Source organism: Janthinobacterium sp. PC23-8 (assembly GCF_002250505.1).
Taxonomy (GTDB): domain Bacteria; phylum Pseudomonadota; class Gammaproteobacteria; order Burkholderiales; family Burkholderiaceae_D; genus Janthinobacterium.
This window is the reverse complement of record NZ_NJGY01000002.1, coordinates 871062-894123: the sequence shown is the minus strand read 5'-3', so window position 1 is coordinate 894123 and position 23062 is coordinate 871062. Positions and strand designations below refer to the sequence as shown.

23 protein-coding genes are annotated in these 23062 nt (G+C 60.2%); 21 read left to right on the top strand and 2 right to left on the bottom strand.

The features are described 5' to 3' along the window. Positions 1-5 precede the first annotated feature (5 nt). From tsf to CD932_RS19130, 16 genes are all read left to right on the top strand, one after another. On the top strand, positions 6-917 hold the full coding sequence (gene tsf, locus CD932_RS19205) for a translation elongation factor Ts (protein ID WP_094444350.1): 912 nt from the start codon (positions 6-8) through the stop codon (positions 915-917). 151 nt (positions 918-1068) lie between these two features. Further along, entirely contained in the window at positions 1069-1785 is a 717-nt protein-coding gene (gene pyrH / locus CD932_RS19200; RefSeq protein WP_094444497.1) for a UMP kinase, read from the top strand. A 170-nt stretch (positions 1786-1955) separates the two neighbouring features. Then, on the top strand, positions 1956-2516 hold the full coding sequence (gene frr, locus CD932_RS19195) for a ribosome recycling factor (protein ID WP_094444349.1): 561 nt from the start codon (positions 1956-1958) through the stop codon (positions 2514-2516). 99 nt (positions 2517-2615) lie between these two features. Next, positions 2616-3380: a polyprenyl diphosphate synthase gene (uppS, locus tag CD932_RS19190; RefSeq protein WP_094444348.1), complete on the top strand. Its 765-nt coding sequence runs from the start codon at positions 2616-2618 to the stop codon at positions 3378-3380. Further along, positions 3380-4213, top strand: coding sequence for a phosphatidate cytidylyltransferase (locus tag CD932_RS19185; protein WP_094444347.1), 834 nt, complete (start codon positions 3380-3382; stop codon positions 4211-4213). The genes uppS and CD932_RS19185 overlap by 1 nt, the downstream gene beginning before the upstream one ends. Positions 4214-4226: 13 nt before the next feature. Then, positions 4227-5411: a 1-deoxy-D-xylulose-5-phosphate reductoisomerase gene (ispC, locus tag CD932_RS19180; RefSeq protein WP_094444346.1), complete on the top strand. Its 1185-nt coding sequence runs from the start codon at positions 4227-4229 to the stop codon at positions 5409-5411. Next, a complete protein-coding gene (gene rseP, locus CD932_RS19175; RefSeq protein ID WP_094444345.1) occupies positions 5408-6769 on the top strand; it encodes an RIP metalloprotease RseP in 1362 nt (453 codons plus the stop codon). The genes ispC and rseP overlap by 4 nt, the downstream gene beginning before the upstream one ends. Positions 6770-6850: 81 nt before the next feature. Then, a complete protein-coding gene (gene bamA, locus CD932_RS19170; protein ID WP_094444344.1) occupies positions 6851-9187 on the top strand; it encodes an outer membrane protein assembly factor BamA in 2337 nt (778 codons plus the stop codon). Between the two features lie 49 nt (positions 9188-9236). Further along, entirely contained in the window at positions 9237-9755 is a 519-nt protein-coding gene (locus CD932_RS19165; protein WP_094444343.1) for an OmpH family outer membrane protein, read from the top strand. Between the two features lie 23 nt (positions 9756-9778). Next, positions 9779-10834 carry a UDP-3-O-(3-hydroxymyristoyl)glucosamine N-acyltransferase gene (gene lpxD, locus CD932_RS19160; protein WP_094444342.1) on the top strand — a complete coding sequence of 352 codons (1056 nt, stop codon included), beginning with the start codon at positions 9779-9781 and terminating at the stop codon, positions 10832-10834. After that, positions 10831-11316, top strand: coding sequence for a 3-hydroxyacyl-ACP dehydratase FabZ (gene fabZ, locus CD932_RS19155; protein WP_094444341.1), 486 nt, complete (start codon positions 10831-10833; stop codon positions 11314-11316). Before lpxD ends, fabZ begins: the two co-directional genes overlap by 4 nt. A 1-nt stretch (position 11317) precedes the next feature. Next, positions 11318-12109 (top strand): acyl-ACP--UDP-N-acetylglucosamine O-acyltransferase, encoded by a 792-nt coding sequence (lpxA, locus tag CD932_RS19150; protein WP_094444340.1) that lies wholly within the window; start codon positions 11318-11320, stop codon positions 12107-12109. Continuing rightward, positions 12093-13253 carry a lipid-A-disaccharide synthase gene (gene lpxB, locus CD932_RS19145; protein ID WP_254926671.1) on the top strand — a complete coding sequence of 387 codons (1161 nt, stop codon included), beginning with the start codon at positions 12093-12095 and terminating at the stop codon, positions 13251-13253. Before lpxA ends, lpxB begins: the two co-directional genes overlap by 17 nt. Before the next feature lie 16 nt (positions 13254-13269). Then, positions 13270-13908, top strand: a complete 639-nt coding sequence (gene rnhB / locus CD932_RS19140) for a ribonuclease HII (RefSeq protein WP_094444338.1) — start codon at positions 13270-13272, stop codon at positions 13906-13908. Next, positions 13905-14690 (top strand): RNA methyltransferase, encoded by a 786-nt coding sequence (locus tag CD932_RS19135; RefSeq protein WP_094444337.1) that lies wholly within the window; start codon positions 13905-13907, stop codon positions 14688-14690. The genes rnhB and CD932_RS19135 overlap by 4 nt, the downstream gene beginning before the upstream one ends. A 270-nt stretch (positions 14691-14960) precedes the next feature. Then, the gene (locus CD932_RS19130) at positions 14961-15644 is read left to right on the top strand and encodes a hypothetical protein (protein ID WP_094444336.1); all 684 of its coding nucleotides are present in this window, start codon (positions 14961-14963) and stop codon (positions 15642-15644) included. A gap of 103 nt (positions 15645-15747) precedes the next feature. On the opposite strand, the gene CD932_RS19125 is transcribed toward CD932_RS19130, so the two are convergent. After that, entirely contained in the window at positions 15748-16596 is an 849-nt protein-coding gene (locus CD932_RS19125; RefSeq protein ID WP_094444335.1) for a pyruvate, water dikinase regulatory protein, read from the bottom strand. 150 nt (positions 16597-16746) lie between these two features. On the opposite strand from CD932_RS19125, the gene ppsA reads away from it, so the two are divergent. The 5 genes from ppsA (at position 16747) to CD932_RS19100 (ending at position 22286) form a co-directional block, all read left to right on the top strand. Beyond that, positions 16747-19197: a phosphoenolpyruvate synthase gene (ppsA, locus tag CD932_RS19120; protein ID WP_094444334.1), complete on the top strand. Its 2451-nt coding sequence runs from the start codon at positions 16747-16749 to the stop codon at positions 19195-19197. 133 nt (positions 19198-19330) lie between these two features. After that, positions 19331-19843, top strand: coding sequence for a Dps family protein (locus tag CD932_RS19115; protein WP_094444333.1), 513 nt, complete (start codon positions 19331-19333; stop codon positions 19841-19843). Positions 19844-20020: 177 nt separating this feature from the next. Continuing rightward, complete coding sequence (locus CD932_RS19110; RefSeq protein WP_094444332.1) at positions 20021-20437, top strand: NfeD family protein; 417 nt, start codon at positions 20021-20023, stop codon at positions 20435-20437. 16 nt (positions 20438-20453) lie between these two features. Then, a complete protein-coding gene (locus CD932_RS19105; RefSeq protein ID WP_094444331.1) occupies positions 20454-21398 on the top strand; it encodes an SPFH domain-containing protein in 945 nt (314 codons plus the stop codon). Positions 21399-21977: 579 nt separating this feature from the next. Then, positions 21978-22286: an H-NS family nucleoid-associated regulatory protein gene (locus CD932_RS19100; protein ID WP_094444330.1), complete on the top strand. Its 309-nt coding sequence runs from the start codon at positions 21978-21980 to the stop codon at positions 22284-22286. Between the two features lie 301 nt (positions 22287-22587). Here the strand turns inward: CD932_RS19100 and smpB are convergent, their stop codons facing one another. Then, complete coding sequence (gene smpB / locus CD932_RS19095; RefSeq protein ID WP_094444329.1) at positions 22588-23037, bottom strand: SsrA-binding protein SmpB; 450 nt, start codon at positions 23035-23037, stop codon at positions 22588-22590. Positions 23038-23062 lie beyond the last annotated feature (25 nt).

The window sequence follows — 23062 nt, the reverse complement described above, 5'->3', positions numbered from 1 at the left end:
AACACATGGCAGCGATTACAGCAGCGATGGTAGGCGAATTGCGCGGCAAGACCGACGCACCAATGATGGAATGCAAAAAAGCACTGACCGAAGCCGAAGGCGACATGGCGCGTGCGGAAGAGATCCTGCGCGTCAAACTGGGCGGCAAGGCATCGAAAGCATCGGCGCGCATTACCGCTGAAGGCGTGGTGGCAACCTACATCGCCAACGGCGTGGGTGCCCTGGTCGAAGTGAACTCGGAAACCGACTTCGTGGCGAAAAACGACGACTTCCTGGCGCTGGCAAACAATGCCGCCCGCCTGGTCGCCGACCACAACCCGGCTGACGTCGCCGCTCTGCTGGCCCTGCCACTCGATGGCAAGACCCTGGACGAAGTGCGCGCAGCCCTGATCGGCAAAATCGGCGAAAACATGACCATCCGCCGCTTCCAGCGTTTCGAAACCAGCGCCAAGCTCGCTTCCTACCTGCACGGCTCGCGCATCGGCGTGATCGTCGAATTCGACGGCGCCGATGAGCAAGTGGGCAAGGACGTGGCAATGCACATCGCTGCAATGAAACCGGTTTCGCTGTCGTCGGAACAAGTGCCTGCCGAACTGATCGAAAAAGAGCGTTCGGTTGCAAAACTGAAAGCCGACGAAGATGCAGCCAAAGCGGTCGCCGAAGGCAAGCCAGCGCAATCGCCGGAAATCCTGGCCAAGCGCCTGGAAGGCTCGGTACAGAAGTTCCTGAAAGAAGTGTCGCTGCTGAACCAGGCTTTTGTGAAAAACGACAAGCTGTCGGTTGAGCAAATGCTCAAAGCCGCTGACACCAGCGTCAAGGCATTCGCCATGTACGTGGTGGGTGAGGGCATCGAGAAGAAACAAGACGACTTCGCAGCAGAAGTCGCAGCACAGATGGCTGCCTCCCAGGGAGCGTAAGTCAAGCGGGCCGAGAGGCCCGTTTTTTTGGCCCGCCCGCATGCCCGCATGCCGGGTGGCGGCATGGGCAGCTTCTGCGCGCGTCTATCCGGCGCTGCAAGGCACTGCGCCATGTCATACTCGAATAACCTCATTTATGGAGCCCCAGCTCATGTCAAAACCAGCCTACAAACGTGTCCTCCTCAAGTTGTCCGGTGAAGCCCTGATGGGTGATGATCCCTACGGCATCAATCGCGCCACGATCGAGCGCATGGTCGCCGATGTGGCCGAGGTGGCAAAGTTGGGCGTGGAACTGGCAATCGTGATTGGCGGCGGCAATATCTTCCGCGGCGTCGCGCCCGGTGCGCAAGGCATGGACCGCGCCACCGCCGACTATATGGGCATGCTCGCCACCGTGATGAACGCACTTGCGCTGGCCGACGCCATGCGCCATGTCGGCATCACCGCGCGCGTCATGTCGGCCATCGGCATCGAGCAGGTCGTCGAGCCGTATGTGCGCCCGAAAGCGCTGCAATACCTGGAAGAAGGCAAGGTCGTCGTTTTTGCCGCCGGTACCGGCAACCCGTTCTTTACCACCGACACGGCTGCGGCCCTGCGCGGTGCGGAAATGAGCGCCGAGATCGTGCTGAAGGCGACCAAGGTCGACGGCGTCTACACGGCCGATCCGCAGAAAGATCCGAACGCCACGCTGTTCCACACGATCAGCTTTGACGACGCCATCTCCAAGCACCTGCAAGTGATGGACGCCACCGCCTTTGCCCTGTGCCGCGACCAGAAACTGCCAATCAAAGTGTTCTCCATTACCAAGCCGGGCGCGCTGATGCGCGTCATCATGGGCGAGGACGAAGGCACTCTGGTTCACGTATAAGTTATCTGTAATTTTAAATTTCATTATTATTAACAACGCCTGACAAAACCGTCGCGAGCGGAAGGGAGAGGTGGCCGAGAAGCGCAACCGTACTGGAGTACGGTGAGCATCGCAGGCTACCTATACCGACGCGCAGCAGGTTTTGACAGGCGACTACCACAGGAGGGCTCATGTCCTTAGTTGACGTTAAAAAGAACACCCAGGAACGCATGGCGAAGTCGCTGGAAACACTGAAGGCCGACCTGGCCAAGGTGCGTACCGGCCGCGCCCATACGGGGATACTGGACCATGTGATGGTCGACTACTACGGTTCGCCGACGGCGCTGACCCAGGTGGCCAACGTGACCCTGGTCGATGCGCGCACCATCGGCGTGCAGCCGTATGAAAAGAAGATGGCCAATACCATCGAAAAAGCCATCCGTGACGCCGACCTGGGTCTGAATCCTTCGGCGCAGGGCGACATGATCCGCGTACCGACGCCGCCGCTGACCGAAGAGCGCCGCAAGGAAATGGTCAAGCTGGTCAAGAGCGAAGCGGAAGACGCGAAGATTGCCGTGCGTAATATCCGTCGTGACGCCAATGAGTCGCTGAAAAAATTGGTCAAGGACAAGGCTTGCTCGGAAGACGACGAGCGCCGCTCGTCGGAAGAAGTGCAGAAACTGACGGACAAATTTATCGCCGACATCGACAAGATGGTGGTCGACAAAGAAAAAGAAGTGCTGACCGTCTAGTTTTTCGCATGGACCTACGCTGCCCGGGACGGCTTTGGCTATCCCGGGCAGTATCATTTGGCGCATAATAGCGATCTTTCATTTGGTATTATTGTTTTCATGATCTATTCGAGTTCGACTACGGCGGTACCTGACGTGGGCTGCGTGCCGCGCCATATTGCAATCATTATGGATGGCAATGGTCGTTGGGCCACCAAACGCTTCCTGCCCCGCGTGGCCGGCCATGTCAAGGGCGCCGATGCCGTGCGCAATATCGTCGAAGCCTGTCTCGACCGTGGCGTCGAATACCTGACCCTGTTTGCCTTCAGTTCGGAGAACTGGCGCCGCCCCGAAGAAGAAGTGTCGATGCTGATGCGCCTGTTCGTCACCATGCTCGAGCGCGAAGTGGTGCGCATGCACGCCAACGATATTCGCCTGAAGGTGGTGGGTGACATGTCGCGCTTCAACACGCAGTTGCAGGAACTGGTGGTGAACGCCGAGCGCAAGACCGCCGGCAACACGCGCCTGACCGTGACGATCTGCGCCAACTATGGCGGCCGCTGGGATATCATGCAGGCCGTCAACAAGATGACGGCGCAAGCCGCCAATGGCCTGCCGCAGGAACAGGTTTACACCGAAGAGCAACTGGCGCCTCACCTGGCGATGGCCTATGCGCCCGAGCCCGACCTGTTCATCCGTACCGGCGGCGAGCAGCGCATTTCCAATTTTTTGCTGTGGCAACTGGCTTACACGGAGTTGTTTTTTACCGAAACTTTCTGGCCCGACTTCAATGTCGACAGCCTCGACGCGGCCATCGCGTCTTACCAGCAGCGCGAACGGCGCTTTGGCCGGACCAGCGCGCAACTAACCGAAAAGACAAACTGATGCTGAAAACACGGATAATCACCGCCCTGGTCTTGTTGGCGGTCTTGCTGCCGGTTCTGTATCTGAATTATTTTCCCGCCTTCGCCGTGATCGCCACGGCGTTCTTCGGCGCGGCCGTGTGGGAAAGCTTCCGCATTTTCAAAAGCCGCCAGGCGCTCTTGATTGCCGCCGTCTGGACCGCCGCCTTTGCCTATACCTTCTTCTTCAGCAATGGCATGGCCCAGCTCAATTTCTGGTACGCGCTGTGCGTGGCCATCTGGCTGATCCGTTTTACGCCTTCGCTGGCGACCGGCCTGCCGCCGCCCGAAGGCCTGGGCAATACCTTGCTCAGCCTGGTGTATGCGGTGACCATCGTCGGCTGCTTCGTCGCCATCGTGGCGCTGTTCATGCATAGCCCTTTGTTCCTGCTGTCGGTGATGGCGCTGGTGTGGGTTGCCGATATCGGCGCTTACTTTTCCGGCAAGGCGTTCGGCAAGCGCAAGCTGGCGCCCAGCATTTCGCCCGGCAAATCCTGGGAAGGCGCGATCGGCGGCGGCATCGCCGTGCTGGTGATCGCCGCCATCACCATCTTTGCCGCGCCTTCCGTGCCCTGGCTGCAAGATACCTTTGCGGTGCAGCTGCAACTGCGCCGCGGCTGGCCGATAGCCTTGCTGGTGCTGCTGGTGCTGGTGGCGGCAAGCATCATCGGCGACCTGTTCGAATCCCAGCTCAAGCGCCGTGCCGGCATCAAGGACAGCAGCAAGCTGCTGCCCGGCCATGGCGGCGTGCTCGATCGTATCGATGCGCTGATCCCCGTCTTGCCATTTGCCGCCCTGGTCAGCGGCTGGCTATAAGGAACTCTTTTCAATGCAATACATCACCATCCTTGGCGCGACCGGTTCGATCGGCGTGTCGACGCTGGACGTGCTCGCGCGTCATCCGGAACAATACAGCGTCTACGCACTGTCCGCGCACGGCAAAGTGGCCGAACTGGCCGCGCAATGCCTGCGGTACCGTCCGCAGCGCGCCGTCGTCGGCACGCCTGAAGCGGCGCTGGAACTGCGCCGGCTGTTAAGTGGCATGGGCGTGGCCACCGAAGTGGACCATGGCGTCGACGCCTTGTGCGAGATCGCCAGCGCGCCGCAGGTGACCGGCGTGATGGCCGCCATCGTCGGTGCGGCCGGCCTGGCGCCGACCTTGGCGGCGGCGCGCGCCGGCAAGAAGGTGTTGCTGGCAAACAAGGAAGCGCTGGTGATGTCGGGCCAGCTGTTCATGGACGCGGTGCAGGAAAACGGCGCCGTGCTGCTGCCGATCGACAGCGAGCACAACGCCATCTTCCAGTGCCTGCCGCACAACTACGGCCGCGTGCCGCAAGCGGCCGGCGTGGCCAGGATCGTGCTGACCGCCTCGGGCGGCCCGTTTCTGACGCGCGACGTCGCCTCGCTCGATAGCGTGACGCCGGACCAGGCCTGCGCGCATCCGAAGTGGGTGATGGGGCGCAAGATTTCGGTCGATTCGGCCACGATGATGAACAAGGGCCTGGAAGTGATCGAGGCGCACTGGCTGTTCGGTGCCCCGGCCGACCAGATCGAAGTGCTGATCCACCCGCAAAGCGTGATTCATTCGATGGTCTCGTATGTCGACGGCTCGGTGCTGGCCCAGTTGGGTAACCCGGACATGCGCACGCCGATCGCCAACGCGCTGGCCTGGCCCGAGCGCATCGCCTCGGGCGTGGCCCAGCTGGACCTGGCGCAGGTGGCCACCCTGCAGTTCGAACGGGCCGACATGTTGCGCTTTCCTTGCCTGCAACTGGCGTATGACGCGCTGCGCGCGGGCGGCACGGCGCCGGCCCTGCTCAACGCCGCCAATGAAGTGGCGGTACAGGCTTTTCTTGATTTGCGCATCGGTTTTCGCCAGATCGACAAGGTGGTCGCCCACGTGATCGACAGCGTGCCGCATGGCGCCGCTTCCAGCATCGAAACGGTGCTGGAACAGGATCGCCTGGCGCGCGCCAGTGCGCAGGCGTATATCGCAGGCAGGCTGGCGGCATGACCTTGATCAGCACCTTGCTGGCGTTTATCGTCGCACTCGGCTCGCTGGTGATCTTGCATGAGCTGGGCCATTACCTGGTGGCGCGTTTGTGCGGCGTGAAAGTGCTGCGTTTTTCGGTCGGCATGGGCAAAGTCGTGTATGCGCGCAAGTTCGGCAAGGACCAGACCGAATGGGCGATTTCTGCGCTGCCGCTGGGTGGCTACGTGAAAATGCTCGATAGCCGCGACCCTGACACGGGCGTGCTCTCCAGCGCCGACCAGGCGCGCGAATTCACGCGCCAGAGCGTCTGGCGCCGCATGGCCATCATCGCCGCCGGTCCCTTGGCCAATTTCCTGGTCGCCATCGTGCTGTATGCTGGCCTGTTCATGCACGGCATTGAAGAGCCGTCGAGCAAGATCGGTGTCGTCGCAGCGCAGAGCACTGCCTATCTCGCGGGCCTGCGCACCGGCGATACGGTACACTCCGTCAACGGCAATGACGTGGCCAGCTGGAGCGAGTTGCGCTGGGAGCTGATGCAGGCCGCGCTCGACAAGGAGGCTGCGCGCATCGAAGTGCGTCGCCCGGACCGTGGCGTGCAGCAGGCCACCATCGCCGCCGACACGCTGGCCGGGCTGGATCTGGAAGGCGATGTGCTGGGCAAACTTGGTCTGGTGCTGGCCCGGCCGGCGCCGGTGCTGGGACGTATCATGCCGGGCGGTGCCGCCGAAAAGGCCGGTCTGCAGCCGGGCGATTTGATACTCGCCGTCGATGGCGAGCCGATGACGGACGGTATCGCCGTCATCGAAACCTTGATGCGCTCGCCCGGCAAGACCTTGCAGGTGCGGCTGCGCCGCCATGGCCAGGATCTCACGGTGCCGGTGACGCCGGACGGCGAGGCCGGCAAGGGCGCCCAGGCAGCTGTAACAGTTGGTAAGATCAAGGCCGAGATCGCGTTGACGCCGGATATGATCGTCGTCGCCTCCGCACCGTTGCAGGCGGTCGGCAAGGGTTTTGTCAAGGTCTGGGATACCAGCATCATGAGCCTGAAAATGCTCGGCAAGATGTTGACCGGCGAGGTCTCGCTGAAGAACGTGACGGGGCCGATCACCATCGCCGACTATGCGGGCCAGACGGCGCGCATCGGCCTGGTGAGTTACCTGAGCTTCATCGCCTTCATCAGTATCAGTCTGGGCGTGATGAATTTGCTACCCATTCCTGTTCTGGATGGCGGGCATTTGCTGTATTATTCGCTGGAAGTTTTGACCGGGCGCCCCTTGCCTGAACGCGTAGGGGAGATTGCCCAGCGCCTGGGGCTCGGTCTGTTGCTGACCTTGATGGTGCTTGCCGTCTTTAATGACGTGCTGCGGCTGCTCAACTAATGCCATTGTTCCTGCCATTGCGTGAGTCGCACAAGCAATCTTTTGTGTATGTTGTCCACTGATTTATCCATTGATTAGCCAATGAAATTACATTCTGCTCGTTTTGCCTTGCCTTCCTTTCGCCGCAGCCTGATCGGCGCCGCCGTCCTTGCATTCTGTTCCGGCCAAGCCCTCGCTGTCGCTCCGTTCACTGTCAAGGACATCCGGGTCGAAGGGATACAGCGCACCGAAGCGGGCACCGTCTTTGCCTATCTGCCGGTGAAAGTCGGCGAGACGTTCTCCGACGAGAAGAGCGTCGCCGCCATCAAGGCGCTGTATGCGACGGGCATGTTCAAGGATGTGCGCCTGGAAGCCGATGGCGACGTGCTGGTGGTGCTGGTCGAGGAACGTCCGGCGATCGCGAGCGTGGCCTTCACAGGCACCAAGGAATTTGAAAAAGACGTGCTGGTCAAGGCGTTGAAGGAAATTGGCGTCGGCGAGGCGAAGATTTTCGACAAGGCTTCGGTTGACCGCGCCGAGCAGGAACTCAAGCGCCAGTACCTGTCGCACGGCCTGTATGGCGTGAAGATCACCACCACCGTCACGCCGATCGAGCGCAACCGCGTCAACGTGGTGTTTGCCGTCGACGAGGGCGATGTGGCGCGCATCAAGCAGATCAATATCGTCGGCAACAAGGCCTTCACCGACAAGGAACTGCGCGAACAGCTGGCCCTGAACACGGGCGGCTGGTTCAGCTGGTATACCAAGGCCGATCAGTATTCGAAGACCAAGCTGACCGGCGACATCGAGTCGCTCAAGTCCTACTACCTGGACCGCGGCTATATCGAGATGCAGGTCGAGTCGACGCAAGTGTCGATCACGCCCGATAAAAAAGATATCTACCTGACGATCAATATCTCCGAAGGCGAAAAGTACAAGATCGCCGGCACCAAGTTCGAGGGCGAGATGTTCGGCCGCGAAGAAGAAATCAAGGCCCTGAACCTGATGCGCGAAGGCGAGATCTATTCGGGCGCGCGCCTGACGGCCACCAACAAGCGCATCCAGGACCGCCTGGCGACCTTCGGCTACGCCTTTGCCAACGTCAACGCCAACCCGGAAATCAACCGCGAAAAGCATGAAGTGGGTTTTACCTTCATGATCGATCCGGGCAAGCGCGTGTATGTGCGCCACATGAATATCGCCGGCAATACCACCACGCGCGACGAAGTGATCCGCCGTGAATTCCGTCAGTTCGAATCCTCATGGTACGACAGCAACAAGATCAAGCTGTCGCGCGACCGTGTCGACCGCCTCGGCTACTTCAAGGACGTAACCATCGATACGCCGGAAGCGCAGGGCACCAGCGACCAGGTCGACGTCAACGTGACGGTGGTGGAAAAACCGACCGGTAACTTCCTGATCGGCGGCGCCTTCTCGCAATCGGAAAAATTCACCTTGTCGGCGTCGATTTCGCAAGCCAATTTTGCCGGTAGCGGCAACACCGTCGGCATCGAACTCAATACCAGCCATTACAGCCGCACTATCGCGTTTTCGCAGACCAATCCGTATTACACGGATGACGGCATTTCGCGCAGCTTTGAAATCTACCTGCGCACGACGGAACCGCCGGCGCTGAACATCGGCAGCTACAAGATCAAGCAGACCGGTGGCCGCGTCAGCTACGGCGTGCCGTTTTCGGAAGTCGACACCATCTTCTTCGGCATCGGCGCCGAGCGCTCGCAGATCCAGACCGACCAGACCAGCCCGCTGCGTTTCCGCCAGTACGTAAGCGACAACGGCGGACCGTCGGACGGCATCGGTTCGGCCACCACCAATGCGATTCCGCTGACGGCGGCCTGGCAGCGCGACAGCCGCGACAGCGCCCTGACGCCGTCGATTGGCCGCTACCAGCGCGTCAACCTGGAGGCTGATCTGATCGGCGACCAGAAATACTTCCGCGCCATTTATGAGCACCAGTATTTCCGTCCGCTGTTCAGCAAGGTCACCCTGGCGCTGAAGGGCGAGCTCGATTATGGCCACGGCATCGGCAATCACGTGTACCCGGTCTTCAAGAACTTTTACGGCGGCGGTATCGGTTCGGTGCGCGGCTACCTGAGTTCCTCGCTGGGCGCGGTCGAACCGACCACCAACGATGCCTTGGGCGGCGCCTCGCGCCTGATCGCCAACGCCGAATTGCAGATGCCATTCCCCGGTTCGGGCAATGACCGCAGCTTGCGCTGGTTCGGTTTCGTCGATGGCGGCCAGGTCTACCAGGAAGGCGAAAAGATGCGCATCTCGCAATTGCGCTATTCTGCCGGTCTGGGGATCAGCTGGATTTCACCGGTGGGCCCGCTCAAGCTGAGCTACGCGAAGCCGCTGAACGCCAAGCCGACCGACCGCCTGGAGCGTTTCCAGTTCCAGATGGGTACCGGTTTCTGACCGGCATCCAGATGGGGCGACAGCTTACCTATTTTGACCATGGAGTATCATGAATACCGCATCCGCCATCCTGCCCAAGTCTCTTGCTGCAATCGCATTGTGCTGGAGTTCGCTGTTGCCGGTGCACGCACAGGCCCAGGAATCGAAGATTGCCTGGATCAGCAGCGAACGTATTTATAACGAGTCGAAACTGGCGAAACTGGCGAGCGCCAAGCTGGCCGAAGAGTTCCGCTCGCGCGAAAAGGCGGTGCAGGAACTGGCCGCCCGTTTCAAGGTGGCCAATGAAGCGCTCGAGCGTGACATGCCGACCCTGAACGAGGCCGATCGCGCCAAGCGCCAGCGCGAGTTTTTCGAGCTGGACAAGGAGCTGCAGCGCCGCCAGCGCGAATTTCGTGAAGACCTGAACCAGCGTTCCAACGAGGAACGCAGCGCCATCGCCGAAAAAGCCAACACCATCATCCAGCAGCTGGCGCATGTCGAAGGCTATGACATCGTGCTGCAGGAAGCCCTGTGGGCCAGCCCGCGCATCGATATTACCGACAAGGTATTGAAGGCGCTGGACAAGTAACGTTACAGATTAAAGGTACTCAGATGGGCACTCGACTGGGAGAATTGGTCGAACGCTTCGGCGGACAACTGGCGGGCGACGCCAACCTGGAAGTGACAGGGATCGCGCCGCTGGCTGACGCCGGCGCTTCGCACATCAGCTTTCTGAGCAATAGCAAATTTCGCGCGCAGGCCGCCAGCAGCGGCGCTGCAGCATTGATACTCACGCCGGCGGACGACGCGCTGATCAAAGGCGAATACGCCGGCGCGCGCATCGTCACGCCCAACCCTTACGTGTATTTCGCGCGCGCGGCGCAGTTTTTCGCCGATCTGACCGAGATCCGGGCGCCGCTGGGCATCCACTCCAGCGCCATCGTCGACGCGTCCGCGCAGGTCGATGCCACCGCCTCGGTCGGTCCGCGCGCCGTGATCGAAGCCGGTGCACTGCTCAAGGCTGGCTGCGTGATCGGCGCCGGCTGCGTGATCGGCCGCGATGCCGTCATCGGCGCGGGCACCCGGTTGTTCGCCAACGTGACGTTCCATGCGCGCTGCGTGATCGGTGCGCGCGGCATCATCCATTCGGGCGCCGTGATCGGCACCGACGGTTTCGGCTTTGCCAACGAGGGCGGCGTCTACATCAAGATCCCGCAAACGGGCAGGGTGGTGATCGGCGATGATGTCGATATCGGCGCCAACACCACCATCGACCGCGGCGCGCTGGCCGACACCATCATCGAAGACGGCGTCAAGCTCGACAACCAGATCCAGATCGGCCACAACTGCCATATCGGCGCGCACACGGCCATGGCCGGCTGCGTTGGCGTGGCCGGCAGCGCCGTGATCGGCAAATACTGCACTTTTGGCGGCGCCGCCATGGTACTGGGTCACTTGACCATCGTCGACCGGGTCCACGTGGGCTCGGGCAGCATGGTGTCGCGCTCGATCCTGGAGCCTGGCCAATACACGGGCTTTTACCCGCTGGCGAAAAACGCCGACTGGGAAAAAAGCGCCGCCATCGTCCGCAATCTGACCAGTATGCGCGAGAAGATCCGCGCACTGGAAAAAACCATTAAAACACTGACCAAGCAAGACGAAAAATGACGACTACTGAAAACAAGACCCTCGATATCCTGGCCATCAAATCGCTGCTGCCGCACCGCTATCCGCTGCTGCTGGTGGATCGCGTGCTGCACTGGGAGGCGAACAAAACCATCACCGCCATCAAGAACGTGACGGTCAATGAAGAGTTCTTCCAGGGCCACTTCCCGCACAAGCCGGTGATGCCGGGCGTGTTGATGATCGAAGCGCTGGCGCAAACGGCCGCCTTGCTGTCGTTCCTGACGATGGGCGTGAAACCCGATGAAAATTCGGTGGTGTATTTCGTCGGCATCGACAACGCGCGCTTCAAGCGGCCGGTCGAGCCGGGCGACCAGCTCAAAATGGACGTGGAAATCCTGCGCGTGTCGCGCGGCATCTGGAAATACAAGGCGGTCGGCAGCGTTGACGGCAAGGTCGCGCTGGAAGCGGAACTGATGTGCACCATCCGCAGCTCGCTTGACGCGAGCCAGCCAGCTGGGCAGTAAAATGGCGGCCATCCATTCCACGGCCGTGATCGATCCGAAGGCCGAACTCGACAGCTCGGTCGAGGTGGGCCCGTACGCCATCATCGGGCCGCACGTGCGCATAGGCTCCGGCACCAGGGTCGGCCCGCATGTGGTGATTGACGGTCACACCAGCATCGGCAAGGATAACCACCTGTTCCAGTTTTCCTCGATCGGCGCGCAGCCGCAGGATAAAAAATGGGGGGGCGAAGCGACCCGCCTGGAAATTGGCGACGGCAATACCATTCGCGAGTTTTGCACCTTCAATACCGGCACGGTGCAGGGCGGCGGCGTGACGCGCCTGGGCAATGACAACTGGATCTCGGCCTATGTGCACCTGGCGCACGACTGCCAGGTGGGCAGCCACACGATTTTCTCGAACAACGCGCAGCTGGCGGGCCATGTGGAAATCGGCGACTGGGTCATCATGAGCGGTTTTGCCAACGTGCACCAGTTCTGCAAGATCGGCGCGCACGCCTTTGTCGGCATGAGCACCAGCCTGACCCAGGACGTGCCGCCGTTCGTACTGCTCAATGGTAATCCGGCGGCCGCCCACGGCGTCAATATCGAAGGCTTGAAACGACGCGGTTTTACGCGCGAGCAGATCAACGGCATCCGCACCGCCTACAAGCTGATCTACCGTTCAGGCCTGACGCTGGAAGACGCCAAGGCGGCGCTGTTCGAGGAAGAGCAAGGTTCCACGCCTGAGGTGGCTGAACATATCGGCGCCATGCGCGAATTTTTGGGCGTGGCCTCGCGTGGCATCGTTCGATAAGCTCTCCGTCGCCATGGTCGCCGGCGAGGTATCGGGCGACCTGCTGGCCAGCCGGCTGCTGTCCGGCCTGGCGCCGCAACTGCCCGGTGCGCGCTTTCACGGCATTGGCGGCGCGCATATGGCCGAACACGGTTTTGTGTCCGACTGGCCGCTGGAAAAACTGACGGTGCGCGGGCTGTTCGAGATCATTCCCCGCTATCGTGAAATCAAGGGCATCCAGAATGCGCTGCGCGACCAGCTGCTGGCCGAGCGGCCGGCCGTGTTTATCGGCGCCGACTACCCGGGCTTCAACCTGGGGCTGGAACAGCAGCTGAAAGCGGCCGGCATCCCCACCGTGCACTATATCGGGCCGCAGATCTGGGCCTGGCGCGGCGGGCGCATCAAGAAGATCATCAAGGCCGTCTCGCATATGCTGGTGATTTTCCCGTTCGAGGAAGCCATCTACCGCAACGCTGGCGTGCCGGTGACCTATGTCGGCCATCCACTGGCCGAGATGATCCCCCTGCAGCCGGACGAAGCGGCCGCTCGCCGCACCCTCGGCTTGCCTGACGACGCTAACGTGGTGACCCTGATGCCGGGCAGCCGCATGGGCGAGCTCAAATACAATACGGTGGCGTTCGTATCGGCCTGCAAGCTGCTGCTGGCGCGCGACCGCTCCTTGCGCTTTGTCGCGCCGATGGCCGGCGAAAAGCAGCGTCAGTATTTCCTGCAACTGGTGCGGGAGGCCGGCTTGCAGGACGTCGACATCTTGCTGACGGACGGTGGCTCGCACACCGCCATCTGCGCGGCCGACGCGGTGCTCGTCGCCTCGGGCACGGCCTCGCTGGAAGTGGCGCTGTACAAAAAACCGATGGTGATCGCCTACAAGATGATGCGCGCCTCGTGGGAAATCATGCGCCACATGGGCTACCAGCCGTGGATCGGCCTGCCCAATATCCTGGCGCGCGACTACCTGGTGCCGGAGTTGCTGCAAAACGCCGCCAGTCCCGAAGCATTGGCCGATGCCGTGTGGCGGCAACTGAGCGATATTCCGGGCCGTTTGCGCCTGGTGCAGCGTTTTACCGACATGCACCACAGCCTGCTGCGCGACAGTGCGCGCGAAAGCGCCGGCGCGGTAATGCAGGTCATCGCCGCCAACAAGTAACTGAAAAAGATTCAACGTGAAAAATATCTATCCTGGCCTGTTTGACGACCTGCCATTCTCGCTCGATGAAATCATTTGCGGCGTCGACGAGGCAGGGCGCGGCCCGCTGGCCGGCCCCGTGTTTGCCGCCGCCGTGATCCTCGACCCGCAGCAGCCCATCGACGGCTTGCGCGACTCGAAAAAACTCTCTGAAGCCAGGCGCGACCTGCTGGCGCCGCAGATCCGCGCCAAGGCGCTGGCCTGGGCGATCGCCGAGGCGTCCGAAGAAGAGATCGACCGCCTGAACATCTTGCAGGCGTCGATGCTGGCCATGCGCCGCGCCGTCGAAGCGCTGGCGACCATCCCGACCCTGGCTCTGATCGACGGCAACCGCTGCCCCGTGATGCCGATCCGCACCATGGCCATCATCGGCGGCGACGACAAGGTCGACTCGATTTCGGCCGCTTCGATCCTGGCCAAGACGGCGCGCGACGCGGCGCTGGTGCGGCTGCATGCACAATATCCCGAGTACTGCTTCGACCAGCACAAGGGTTATGGCACCAGGCTGCATATCGAGCGATTGCATCTGCACGGCGCATCCCCGGTGCATCGCCGCTCATTCGCGCCCGTGCGCCAGGTGATCGAGCTGTTTGGTGCGCAGGCGGTGGCGGCATGAAGACCATCACCTCGCGCGACAACGCGCAGTACAAGGAGTTGCTGAAACTGGCCGGCAGCGCGCAGGCGCGGCGCAAGTCGGGCCGCACCCTGCTCGACGGCGTGCATCTGTGCCAGTCCTATTTGCAGCTGCGCGGCCTGCCCGAACAGTGCATCGTCAGCGAAAGCGCGCTGCGCAATCCGGAAGTGATGGAGATCGTCGGCCAGCTGGAAAGCCGGCGCGCCCATGTGCTGGGACTGCCCGATGCGCTGTACAACGCGGTCAGCCAGGTGGAACACGGCGTCGGCGCGATGTTCCTGATCGAGACGCCCGAACGCTTTGTCACGGCGCCGTTGACGGTGTCGGCGGTGCTGCTCGATAACCTGCAGGACCCGGGCAATGTGGGGTCGATTTTGCGCAGCGCGGCCGCAGCCGGCATCACGCAAGTCTATTGCAGCGCCGGCACGGCATTTTGCTGGTCGCCCAAGGTGCTGCGCGCGGCCATGGGCGCGCACTTCGTGCTCGATATCTTTGAAAACGTCGACCTGGCCGCGCTGGTGTCGAACGCGCAGGTGGCGACTTTGGCCACCAGCGGCTACGCCACGCAGCAATTGTACGACGTCGACCTGCGCCAGCCGGTGGCCTGGCTGTTCGGCCACGAAGGGCAGGGCGTGGCCGACGACCTGCTGTCCATGGCCACGCACCAGGTGGTGATACCGCACCTGGGTCAGGTCGAGTCGCTGAATGTGGCCGCCTGCGCGGCCGTCTGCTTCTTCGAGCAGGTGCGCCAGAACCAGTCCTGACCAAGGTTCGCCATGCCGTTCCCTCTGCTTGCTGGCGGTGGGGCGCGTGACGAGGCCTGGTGGCGCCACGTTGCGCCACGGTGACCATCAGCACCATGAAAGAGGAACTGGCAGCCTGGTGATCGCGCCGGGAGCAGAGGCTCGCTGAACCCTTGGACGCACTCAGGTTCGCTTCAGAAAATAAAATCCATGGATACCGGGGATAGTGTTTTTTCTATCAAGAAAATTGGGTAGACTTGTTATCCCAACTTCAAATTTGATCGGACTTCCATGCTTTCAAACTTGCCATCCACCGCACAAGCCCTGGTGCCATACACGGGCTACTATCCCTTGCCCAATGTTGCGGGCGCCTTTATCACGGTTGACACCAGCATGACGTCGGCAGGTGGGAGTGTCTCCTATGATGCCAGCGTCACGATCTCTACTGATGGATTGAACTCGACCCAATATCCTGCGAGTGCGTGCGCGCTCGACAGCAACACACTGGTGATTACCGGCCAGACGGGGACGGTGGCAAGTCTGGATTTTACCCCGACGACAGGGGGGATGCAGGTGCGCGGGACGATCACCGGCTACGCAGGCCAGGCACAAGGCGTGTCGCCGTTTGCACCGGTGAATTTCGCAGTGTGGGACGGCATATATTACGCTCAGCTTCCTTCGCTTATGGTGCAGGGTGTGCCAACCCCCTTCTCTTTTGTGCCTGCTCTTGAGGTCAAGGTGGATGCGCAGGGGAACCAGACGGTATGGTGGGCATCGAGTGGCGCTCCGCTGCAGCAGGTCGCCTGGTTCAGGTACGATTTCGCCATGTTCGTCATTGCATTCGCTCTGGCCGAAGGCGCTGAAATGATGTTCGAAATGGGCACAGCGGCGGGATGGGGCAAGGTGGCTGGCAATGCGAAGAGCGGGTACATGTTGGTGAGCATCCAGCAGCAAGTGCCCGTCCCGAATCTGTAACAGCTTGTCTGGCTGATCTCTGGTTCCGGCCATCATGGGTAAGCGATCATGCCGCGACCTGCGTCCGGCATGAACAGTTCACTGCGATGGCCGGTTTCCAGTATCAATACTCGCGTCGATTCGGCTTGATCTCCTGCAGGATCGTCGTCGAGATCTCCTCGATCGACTTGGTGGTCGATGACAGCCACCGGATACCCTCGCGTTTCATCATTTTTTCCGCTTCGTTGACCTCGTAGCGGCAGTTTTCAAGCGCTGCATACTTGCTGCCAGCCCGCCTTTCGTTGCGTATTTCCGACAAACGTTCGGGCGTAATGCTCAATCCGAAAATTTTATTCTTGAATTCATATAAGGCCGATGGCAGCTTGTCGCGCTCGAAATCGTCGGGAATCAAGGGATAGTTGGCCGCCTTGATGCCGTATTGCATGGCCAGATACAGGCTGGTCGGCGTCTTGCCCGAGCGCGATACGCCCACCAGGATCACGTCGGCCGAGGACAGGTTTTTATGCGACTGGCCGTCGTCGTGGGCCAGCGAATAATTGATCGCCTCGATGCGGTTTTTGTACTCTTCGCTGTCGACGATATTGTGCGAGCGGCCGATGGTATGGGTCGACATCACGCCCAGTTCCTGCTCCAGAGGAGCGACGAACGTCTGGATCAGGTCCATGTGCATGCCGCTGGACTTGCGGATCACGGCCGACAGGTCGGCTTTCACCAGGGTCGAGAAAATGATCGGCCGCCGGCCGTCGCTGGCGAACGCTTCGTTAATCTTGCGCGCCGCGTCATGGGCCTTGTCCATGGTGTCGATGAAGGGCAGTCGCACCTGTCGAAAGCGCAATTCGAACTGCGACAATACGGAATGGCCGAAGGTCTCGGCGGTGATGCCGGTGCCGTCGGAGACGAAGAAGACGGTGCGGGCCGCCGAGGGCAGGGGGGGGCGTGGGTCGGTTGTCATGGTTTTCGGATCAAGATTGTGCGTCGTCAATTCGCGCCGCACAAGGTAAAATGGCTGGAACGGTATTGATTGTGCTGCACGACGCCAAGAATAACAAGAAGACTGTCTGTGCGCCGCGCCTAAAGATTTCTAATCAGTAAGGGTGTCATTATGACCAACGCAGCATTGCAGGAGCAGCAACAGCAAGTTCAGGAAGCCGATGGAAACGCGGTGTACGTCGCCTCGTTCGAACATTTGCGCATGACCGATGTCGAATCCGTCGGCGGCAAGAACGCCTCGCTGGGCGAGATGATCAGCCAGCTGGCCGAAGCCGGCGTGCGCGTGCCAGGTGGTTTCGCCACCACCGCGCAAGCGTTCCGCGACTTCCTCGCCTATGGCGCCAACGGCGGCTTGCCGCTGGCCCAGCGCATCGCCGACCGCCTTGAAGGCCTCGATATCGACGACGTGCGCTCCCTGGCGCAAGCTGGCGCCGAGATCCGCCAGTGGATCGTCGAAACACCGTTCCAGCCCCGCCTGGCAGCCGAAATCGACGCTTTCTACACCAAACTGGTGGCCGATTCCGATACCGAAATGTCGTTTGCCGTGCGCTCGTCCGCTACTGCGGAAGACTTGCCGGATGCGTCGTTTGCTGGCCAGCAGGAAACCTTCCTCAACGTCGTTGGCATCGACAATGTGTTGGACGCCATGAAGCAGGTGTTCGCGTCGCTGTACAACGACCGCGCCATCTCCTATCGCGTGCACAAGGGCTTTACCCACGCCGAAGTGGCTTTGTCGGCCGGCGTGCAGCGCATGGTGCGCTCGGACCTGGGCGCGGCCGGCGTGATGTTTACCATCGATACCGAGTCCGGCTTCAAGGACGTGGTGTTCGTTACCTCCAGCTATGGCCTGGGCGAGACCGTGGTGCAGGGCGCCGTCAACCCCGACGAATTCTATGTGCACAAGCCGATGCTGGAAAAAGGCAAGTCGCCTGTGATCCGCCGCAATATCGGCTCCAAGCTGCTGAAGATGGAATTCACGAATGAAGCGAAAGCTGGCCGTTCCGTGAAAACCGTCGACGTGCCGGTCGAAATGCGCAACCGCTATTCCCTGAACGACAGCGAAGTGGTGGAACTGGCGAAATACGCCGTCATCATCGAAAACCATTACGGCCGTCCGATGGACATCGAGTGGGGCAAGGATGGCCGCGACGGCAAACTGTACATCCTGCAGGCGCGTCCCGAGACGGTCAAGTCGCAGCAGAAGGCGACCGACGTGCAGGAACGCTTCAAGCTGAAAAGCACCGGTACCGTGCTGACGTCCGGCCGCGCCATCGGCCAGAAGATCGGCGCCGGCCCGGTACGCGTGATTCACGACCCGGCCGACATGGAACGCGTGCAGCCAGGCGACGTGCTGGTGGCCGATATGACCGACCCGAACTGGGAACCGGTCATGAAGCGCGCTTCGGCCATCGTGACCAATCGTGGTGGCCGCACCTGCCACGCGGCGATCATCGCACGTGAGCTGGGCGTGCCGGCCGTGGTCGGTTGCGGCAACGCTACCGACGTGCTGAAGGATGGCACGTTCGTCACCGTGGTGTGCTCGGAAGGCGACGAAGGCAAGATCTACGACGGCCTGCTGGAAACGGAAGTATCGGAAGTGTCGCGCGGCGAACTGCCCAAGCTCGACACCAAGATCATGCTCAACGTCGGCAATCCACAACTGGCGTTCGACTTCCAGTCGGTGCCGAACGCCGGCGTGGGGCTGGCGCGCCTGGAATTCATCATCAATAACAATATTGGTGTGCACCCGCGCGCCATTCTCGAATACCCGAACATCGACGCCGACCTGAAAAAAGCGGTTGAATCGGTGGCGCGTGGCCATGCCTCGCCAAAAGCGTTTTACATTGACAAGCTGGCCGAAGGCATCGCGACGATCGCCGCCGCGTTCTGGCCTAAAAAGGTCATCGTGCGCCTGTCCGACTTCAAGTCGAACGAGTACAAGAAGCTCATTGGCGGTTCGCGCTACGAGCCGGACGAAGAAAATCCGATGCTGGGCTTCCGTGGCGCTGCGCGCTACCTGTCGGCCGATTTTTCCGAAGCGTTCAACATGGAATGCGAAGCGATGAAACGCGTGCGCAATGACATGGGCCTGACCAACGTGGAAATCATGGTGCCGTTCGTGCGCACCCTGGGGCAGGCCGAGAAAGTGATCGACCTGCTGGCAAAAAATGGCCTCAAGCGCGGCGAAAACGACTTGCGTGTCATCATGATGTGCGAAGTGCCGTCGAACGCCATCCTGGCCGACCAGTTCCTCGACCATTTCGACGGCTTCTCGATTGGTTCGAACGACCTGACCCAGCTGACCCTGGGCCTGGACCGCGACTCCGGCATGGAATTGCTGGCCGCCGACTTCGACGAGCGCGACCCTGCCGTGAAAGCCCTGCTGTCGCTGGCCATCAAGGCCTGTCTGGCGCGCGGCAAGTACATCGGCATTTGCGGCCAGGGTCCTTCGGATCATCCTGATTTTGCCGTCTGGCTGATGGAGCAGGGCATCGAATCGATGTCGCTGAACCCGGATTCGGTGATCGATACCTGGCAAAAACTGGCGGCGCTGAAAGCGTAAGCGGCTTCTTGTCCTCCATGAAAAACCCGCGGCCAGTGATGGCGGCGGGTTTTTTTTCGGTCGCACGGCTCACGCTGATGAGCTGGCGCAAGATCGGCTAAAATGGTGCCACTTACACACGACAGGAGTAGATATGGCAAGCAAGAAACCAACAGCAAGTCTGAAAACCGGCGCGGCGAAAATCGACATCGGCATTTCCGAAGCGGACCGCGCGAAGATCGCGGAAGGCCTGTCCGGCCTGCTGGCCGACAGCTATACTCTGTACCTGATGACGCATAACTTCCATTGGAACGTCAAGGGTCCGATGTTCAACACGCTGCACCTGATGTTCATGACGCAGTACACTGAACAGTGGGCCGCGCTGGACCTGATCGCCGAACGTATCCGCGCGCTGGGCTACCCTGCGCCAGGCACCTACAGCCAGTTCGTCAAGCTCGCCTCGATCAAGGAAATCGACGGCGTGCCGCCAGCGCTGGACATGGTGCGCCATCTGGTCTCGGCCCAGGAAGCGACGGCCCGCACCGCGCGCCGCCTGTTCCCGCTGCTGGAGAAAGCGAACGACCAGCCAACCGCCGACCTGATCACGCAGCGTCTGGACCTGCATGAAAAAACCGCGTGGATGCTGCGCAGCCTGCTGGAAGAGTAATCGCCGCGTGAAATGAATGACGGCCAGCTATTGACGCACGCGCAAATTGCTTTAGACTGTTACTTATAGGTGTATAGGCAAGAATAAATATCTGGCAATTTTCTGAAAACCCCCGTCACCTGAATCGGTCACGGGGGTTTTTATTTTTCTGCAACGGCTCACTGAAAGGAAAACATCATGGCCGATTGGATAGGCTGGTTTGTGGCCGCTGGCGTCGTCTTGATCCTGGAATTATTCAGCGGCACCTTTTATCTGCTGATGATCGCCATCGGCATGAGCGCCGGCGCGCTGGCCGCATTGGCCGGGGCAAATGGCCCGCTGCAGGGCTTGTGCGCCGCAGTTGTCGGCGTGGTGGCGACCTTGTTATTGCGCCGCAGCCGTTTTGGCAAGGCGGCGCGCCGCGATGCGGCCCAGGATCCGAATGTGAATCTGGATATTGGCCAAAGCGTGGCGGTCGCGCATTGGGTCGATGGCGTGGCGCGCGTGATGTACCGGGGCGCTTTGTGGGATGTGGAATTGATGCCCGGCAGCGATACGCAAGCGGGGCATTACACCATACGTGCCGTGCGCGGCAGCCGTTTGATTGTTGGATAACACTGGAGAATAAACTATGGAAATTAGCATCGGGAGCGTGTCGCTGATCTTGTTATTGCTGGCACTGGTATTTGTCTTCAAGACCGTCAATGTGGTGCCGCAGCAGCATGCATGGGTGGTGGAGCGGTTGGGGAAATTCCATGCGGTGCTGGGCCCTGGCCTCAATATCGTGGTGCCGTTTGTCGACCGTATCGCCTACAAGCATGTGCTCAAGGAGATTCCGCTCGATGTGCCGCCACAAGTGTGCATCACGCGTGACAATACGCAGTTGCAGGTCGACGGCATTCTGTATTTCCAGATTACCGACGCCATGCGCGCTTCCTATGGATCATCGAATTATATTGCCGCCATTACGCAGCTGGCACAAACCACCTTGCGCTCGGTAATCGGCAAGATGGAACTCGATAAAACCTTTGAAGAGCGCGACCATATCAATACCGCCATCGTCAATGCCATTGATGAATCGGCGGCCAATTGGGGTGTCAAGGTATTGCGTTATGAAATCAAGGATTTGACGCCGCCGAAGGAAATCCTGCATGCGATGCAGGCGCAAATTACGGCGGAACGCGAAAAGCGCGCGCTGATCGCCGCTTCGGAAGGGCGCAAGCAGGAACAGATCAATATCGCCAGCGGCGAGCGCGAAGCGGCGATTGCCCGCTCCGAAGGCGAAAAGCAGGCCTCGATCAACCGCGCCGAAGGGCAGGCGACCGCCATCGTGGCACTGGCGCAGGCCAGCGCCGAGGCGCTGCGCCAGGTGGGCGCCGCCATCCGCGAGCCGGGTGGCGAGGACGCCGTCAATCTGAAAGTGGCGGAGCAGTATGTGGGTGCTTTTGCGCAACTGGCCAAAACCAATAATTCGATTATTGTACCGGCCAATCTGGGCGACATCAGCGGTTTGATCGCCACCGCCATGCAGGTGGTAAAAACGCAAACGCCGAAAGGCGGCGTCGCGCTGCCATAGTAATCGACTGCTTATCGCATAGTCAGTCGCGCCCGCCTTTGCGGGCGTTTTTGCATCGATTTATTGTGCGCTTGCGCTACCGGCGGCGGCATTTGGCATGCTCAGGAATTGGTCTGGCGGAACGCGGCTGGCATTGTGGTTTGAGGTATTACGCCTGGCGTGCACCATCAATTGGATTTTTCGATTAAAGTGTGCGTCGTTGCGGGCTATCGTCGCGTGCCTTGATTGCATCTGCTGTGGTTGGGGGATGGCAGATAAATCGGGCATGCTTTTTTATAAATTATCTTATATGACGGCTATAAATTGCAATGAATCAAAAAATACTTCAGAATTAATGGCAAGATAAGGTTGTGCGCATCACGGGAAAGTTGGCGATGCTGGTGTTTTTACAGGGAATACCAGGTTAATACCTGGCGGCAGTGTTTTATGTTTGCCACAGATGTCATGATAATGGCACTGGCGAATGAAAATAATTGCAAAAAACATTCAATTTTCGAAAAAAAAGCTCCTCAATCGCGTTACAATTGGATAGAATTCACGTGTTCAGCACTGTCTTTCAACTCATACAAAGGAAATATTATGGATCTGTCCAGTTTATCCCTGTCGGAACTGCGTACTCTGCAAGACGACATCAAGAAGCAGATGAAGAAACGCGAGCATGACGATCTGTCCAAAGCGCGCGAACAAATCCTGGCCATTGCGCAAAGCGTGGGCGTATCCGTAAAAGATCTGGTAGGTACCGGTATCCGTGCAAAAACCGGTACGGTAGCAGTGCGTTATCGCAATCCGAACGATGCTTCGCAACAATGGACTGGCCGCGGCCGTCAACCTAAATGGGTCAAGGAATGGACCGATTCAGGTAAATCGCGCGACCTGCTGAAGGTGTAATAGTGTAATTGCCGTGTATTCGGATGCTTGTGCTGTGCCAGTTTCATCTTGACGGCAAAACAGTGTGCAAGCATCCGTAGCTGCTTATCTGCCGCAATCGTTCGTTTTGCAGGCCAAATAGTTCCTTCCCATATTTTCCTTATCGCTCTGGCAGTTGCTGTGAATAGCGTGCCATTATCGCCGCTTCCCGTTTTTCCCTTTCTGGCTGACGCCATCTGGCGATGGTCGGTGCGATCACGCATGGCGCGGGCAAAATAAAACCCGGCGCCTGGCCGGGTTGCTGGAAGGTGACGCTGGCTGATCAGCGCCGGTTCGTCTTCATCGCCGCCTGCACCTCGCGCGCGCCGTCGCGATCGCGTTCGGCCGCGCGCTTGTCGTGCTGCTTCTTGCCCTTGGCCAGGCCGATTTCGCATTTCACGCGGCCGCCCTTGTAGTGCAGGTTCAGTGGCACCAGGGTGAAGCCGGAACGCTCGACCTTGCCGATCAGCTTGTCCATTTCCGTGCGGTGCAGCAGCAGCTTGCGCGTGCGTACCGCTTCCGGGTGGATATGGGTGGAGGCGGTCGGCAGGGCGCTGATATGCGCGCCGAACAGGAACAACTCGTCGCCACGGACGACGACATATGCTTCCTTGATTTGCACGCGGGCGTCGCGGATGGCCTTGACTTCCCAGCCTTCGAGCACGATGCCGGCTTCGTAGCGATCCTCGATGAAGTAGTCGTGGAATGCTTTTCTATTGTCTGCTATGGTCATGAGAATGGTAAATGTGCGCGGGTCG

Excerpts from the sequence above, each read along its gene's own strand:
- tsf (WP_094444350.1), top strand. The coding sequence starts at position 6 with ATGGCAGCGATTACAGCAGCGATGGTAGGCGAATTGCGCGGCAAGACC.
- pyrH (WP_094444497.1), top strand. The coding sequence starts at position 1,069 with ATGTCAAAACCAGCCTACAAACGTGTCCTCCTCAAGTTGTCCGGTGAA.
- frr (WP_094444349.1), top strand. The coding sequence starts at position 1,956 with ATGTCCTTAGTTGACGTTAAAAAGAACACCCAGGAACGCATGGCGAAG.
- uppS (WP_094444348.1), top strand. The coding sequence starts at position 2,616 with ATGATCTATTCGAGTTCGACTACGGCGGTACCTGACGTGGGCTGCGTG.
- CD932_RS19185 (WP_094444347.1), top strand. The coding sequence starts at position 3,380 with ATGCTGAAAACACGGATAATCACCGCCCTGGTCTTGTTGGCGGTCTTG.
- ispC (WP_094444346.1), top strand. The coding sequence starts at position 4,227 with ATGCAATACATCACCATCCTTGGCGCGACCGGTTCGATCGGCGTGTCG.
- rseP (WP_094444345.1), top strand. The coding sequence starts at position 5,408 with ATGACCTTGATCAGCACCTTGCTGGCGTTTATCGTCGCACTCGGCTCG.
- bamA (WP_094444344.1), top strand. The coding sequence starts at position 6,851 with ATGAAATTACATTCTGCTCGTTTTGCCTTGCCTTCCTTTCGCCGCAGC.
- CD932_RS19165 (WP_094444343.1), top strand. The coding sequence starts at position 9,237 with ATGAATACCGCATCCGCCATCCTGCCCAAGTCTCTTGCTGCAATCGCA.
- lpxD (WP_094444342.1), top strand. The coding sequence starts at position 9,779 with ATGGGCACTCGACTGGGAGAATTGGTCGAACGCTTCGGCGGACAACTG.
- fabZ (WP_094444341.1), top strand. The coding sequence starts at position 10,831 with ATGACGACTACTGAAAACAAGACCCTCGATATCCTGGCCATCAAATCG.
- lpxA (WP_094444340.1), top strand. The coding sequence starts at position 11,318 with ATGGCGGCCATCCATTCCACGGCCGTGATCGATCCGAAGGCCGAACTC.
- CD932_RS19135 (WP_094444337.1), top strand. The coding sequence starts at position 13,905 with ATGAAGACCATCACCTCGCGCGACAACGCGCAGTACAAGGAGTTGCTG.
- CD932_RS19130 (WP_094444336.1), top strand. The coding sequence starts at position 14,961 with ATGCTTTCAAACTTGCCATCCACCGCACAAGCCCTGGTGCCATACACG.
- CD932_RS19125 (WP_094444335.1), bottom strand. The coding sequence starts at position 16,596 with ATGACAACCGACCCACGCCCCCCCCTGCCCTCGGCGGCCCGCACCGTC.
- ppsA (WP_094444334.1), top strand. The coding sequence starts at position 16,747 with ATGACCAACGCAGCATTGCAGGAGCAGCAACAGCAAGTTCAGGAAGCC.
- CD932_RS19115 (WP_094444333.1), top strand. The coding sequence starts at position 19,331 with ATGGCAAGCAAGAAACCAACAGCAAGTCTGAAAACCGGCGCGGCGAAA.
- CD932_RS19110 (WP_094444332.1), top strand. The coding sequence starts at position 20,021 with ATGGCCGATTGGATAGGCTGGTTTGTGGCCGCTGGCGTCGTCTTGATC.
- CD932_RS19105 (WP_094444331.1), top strand. The coding sequence starts at position 20,454 with ATGGAAATTAGCATCGGGAGCGTGTCGCTGATCTTGTTATTGCTGGCA.
- CD932_RS19100 (WP_094444330.1), top strand. The coding sequence starts at position 21,978 with ATGGATCTGTCCAGTTTATCCCTGTCGGAACTGCGTACTCTGCAAGAC.
- smpB (WP_094444329.1), bottom strand. The coding sequence starts at position 23,037 with ATGACCATAGCAGACAATAGAAAAGCATTCCACGACTACTTCATCGAG.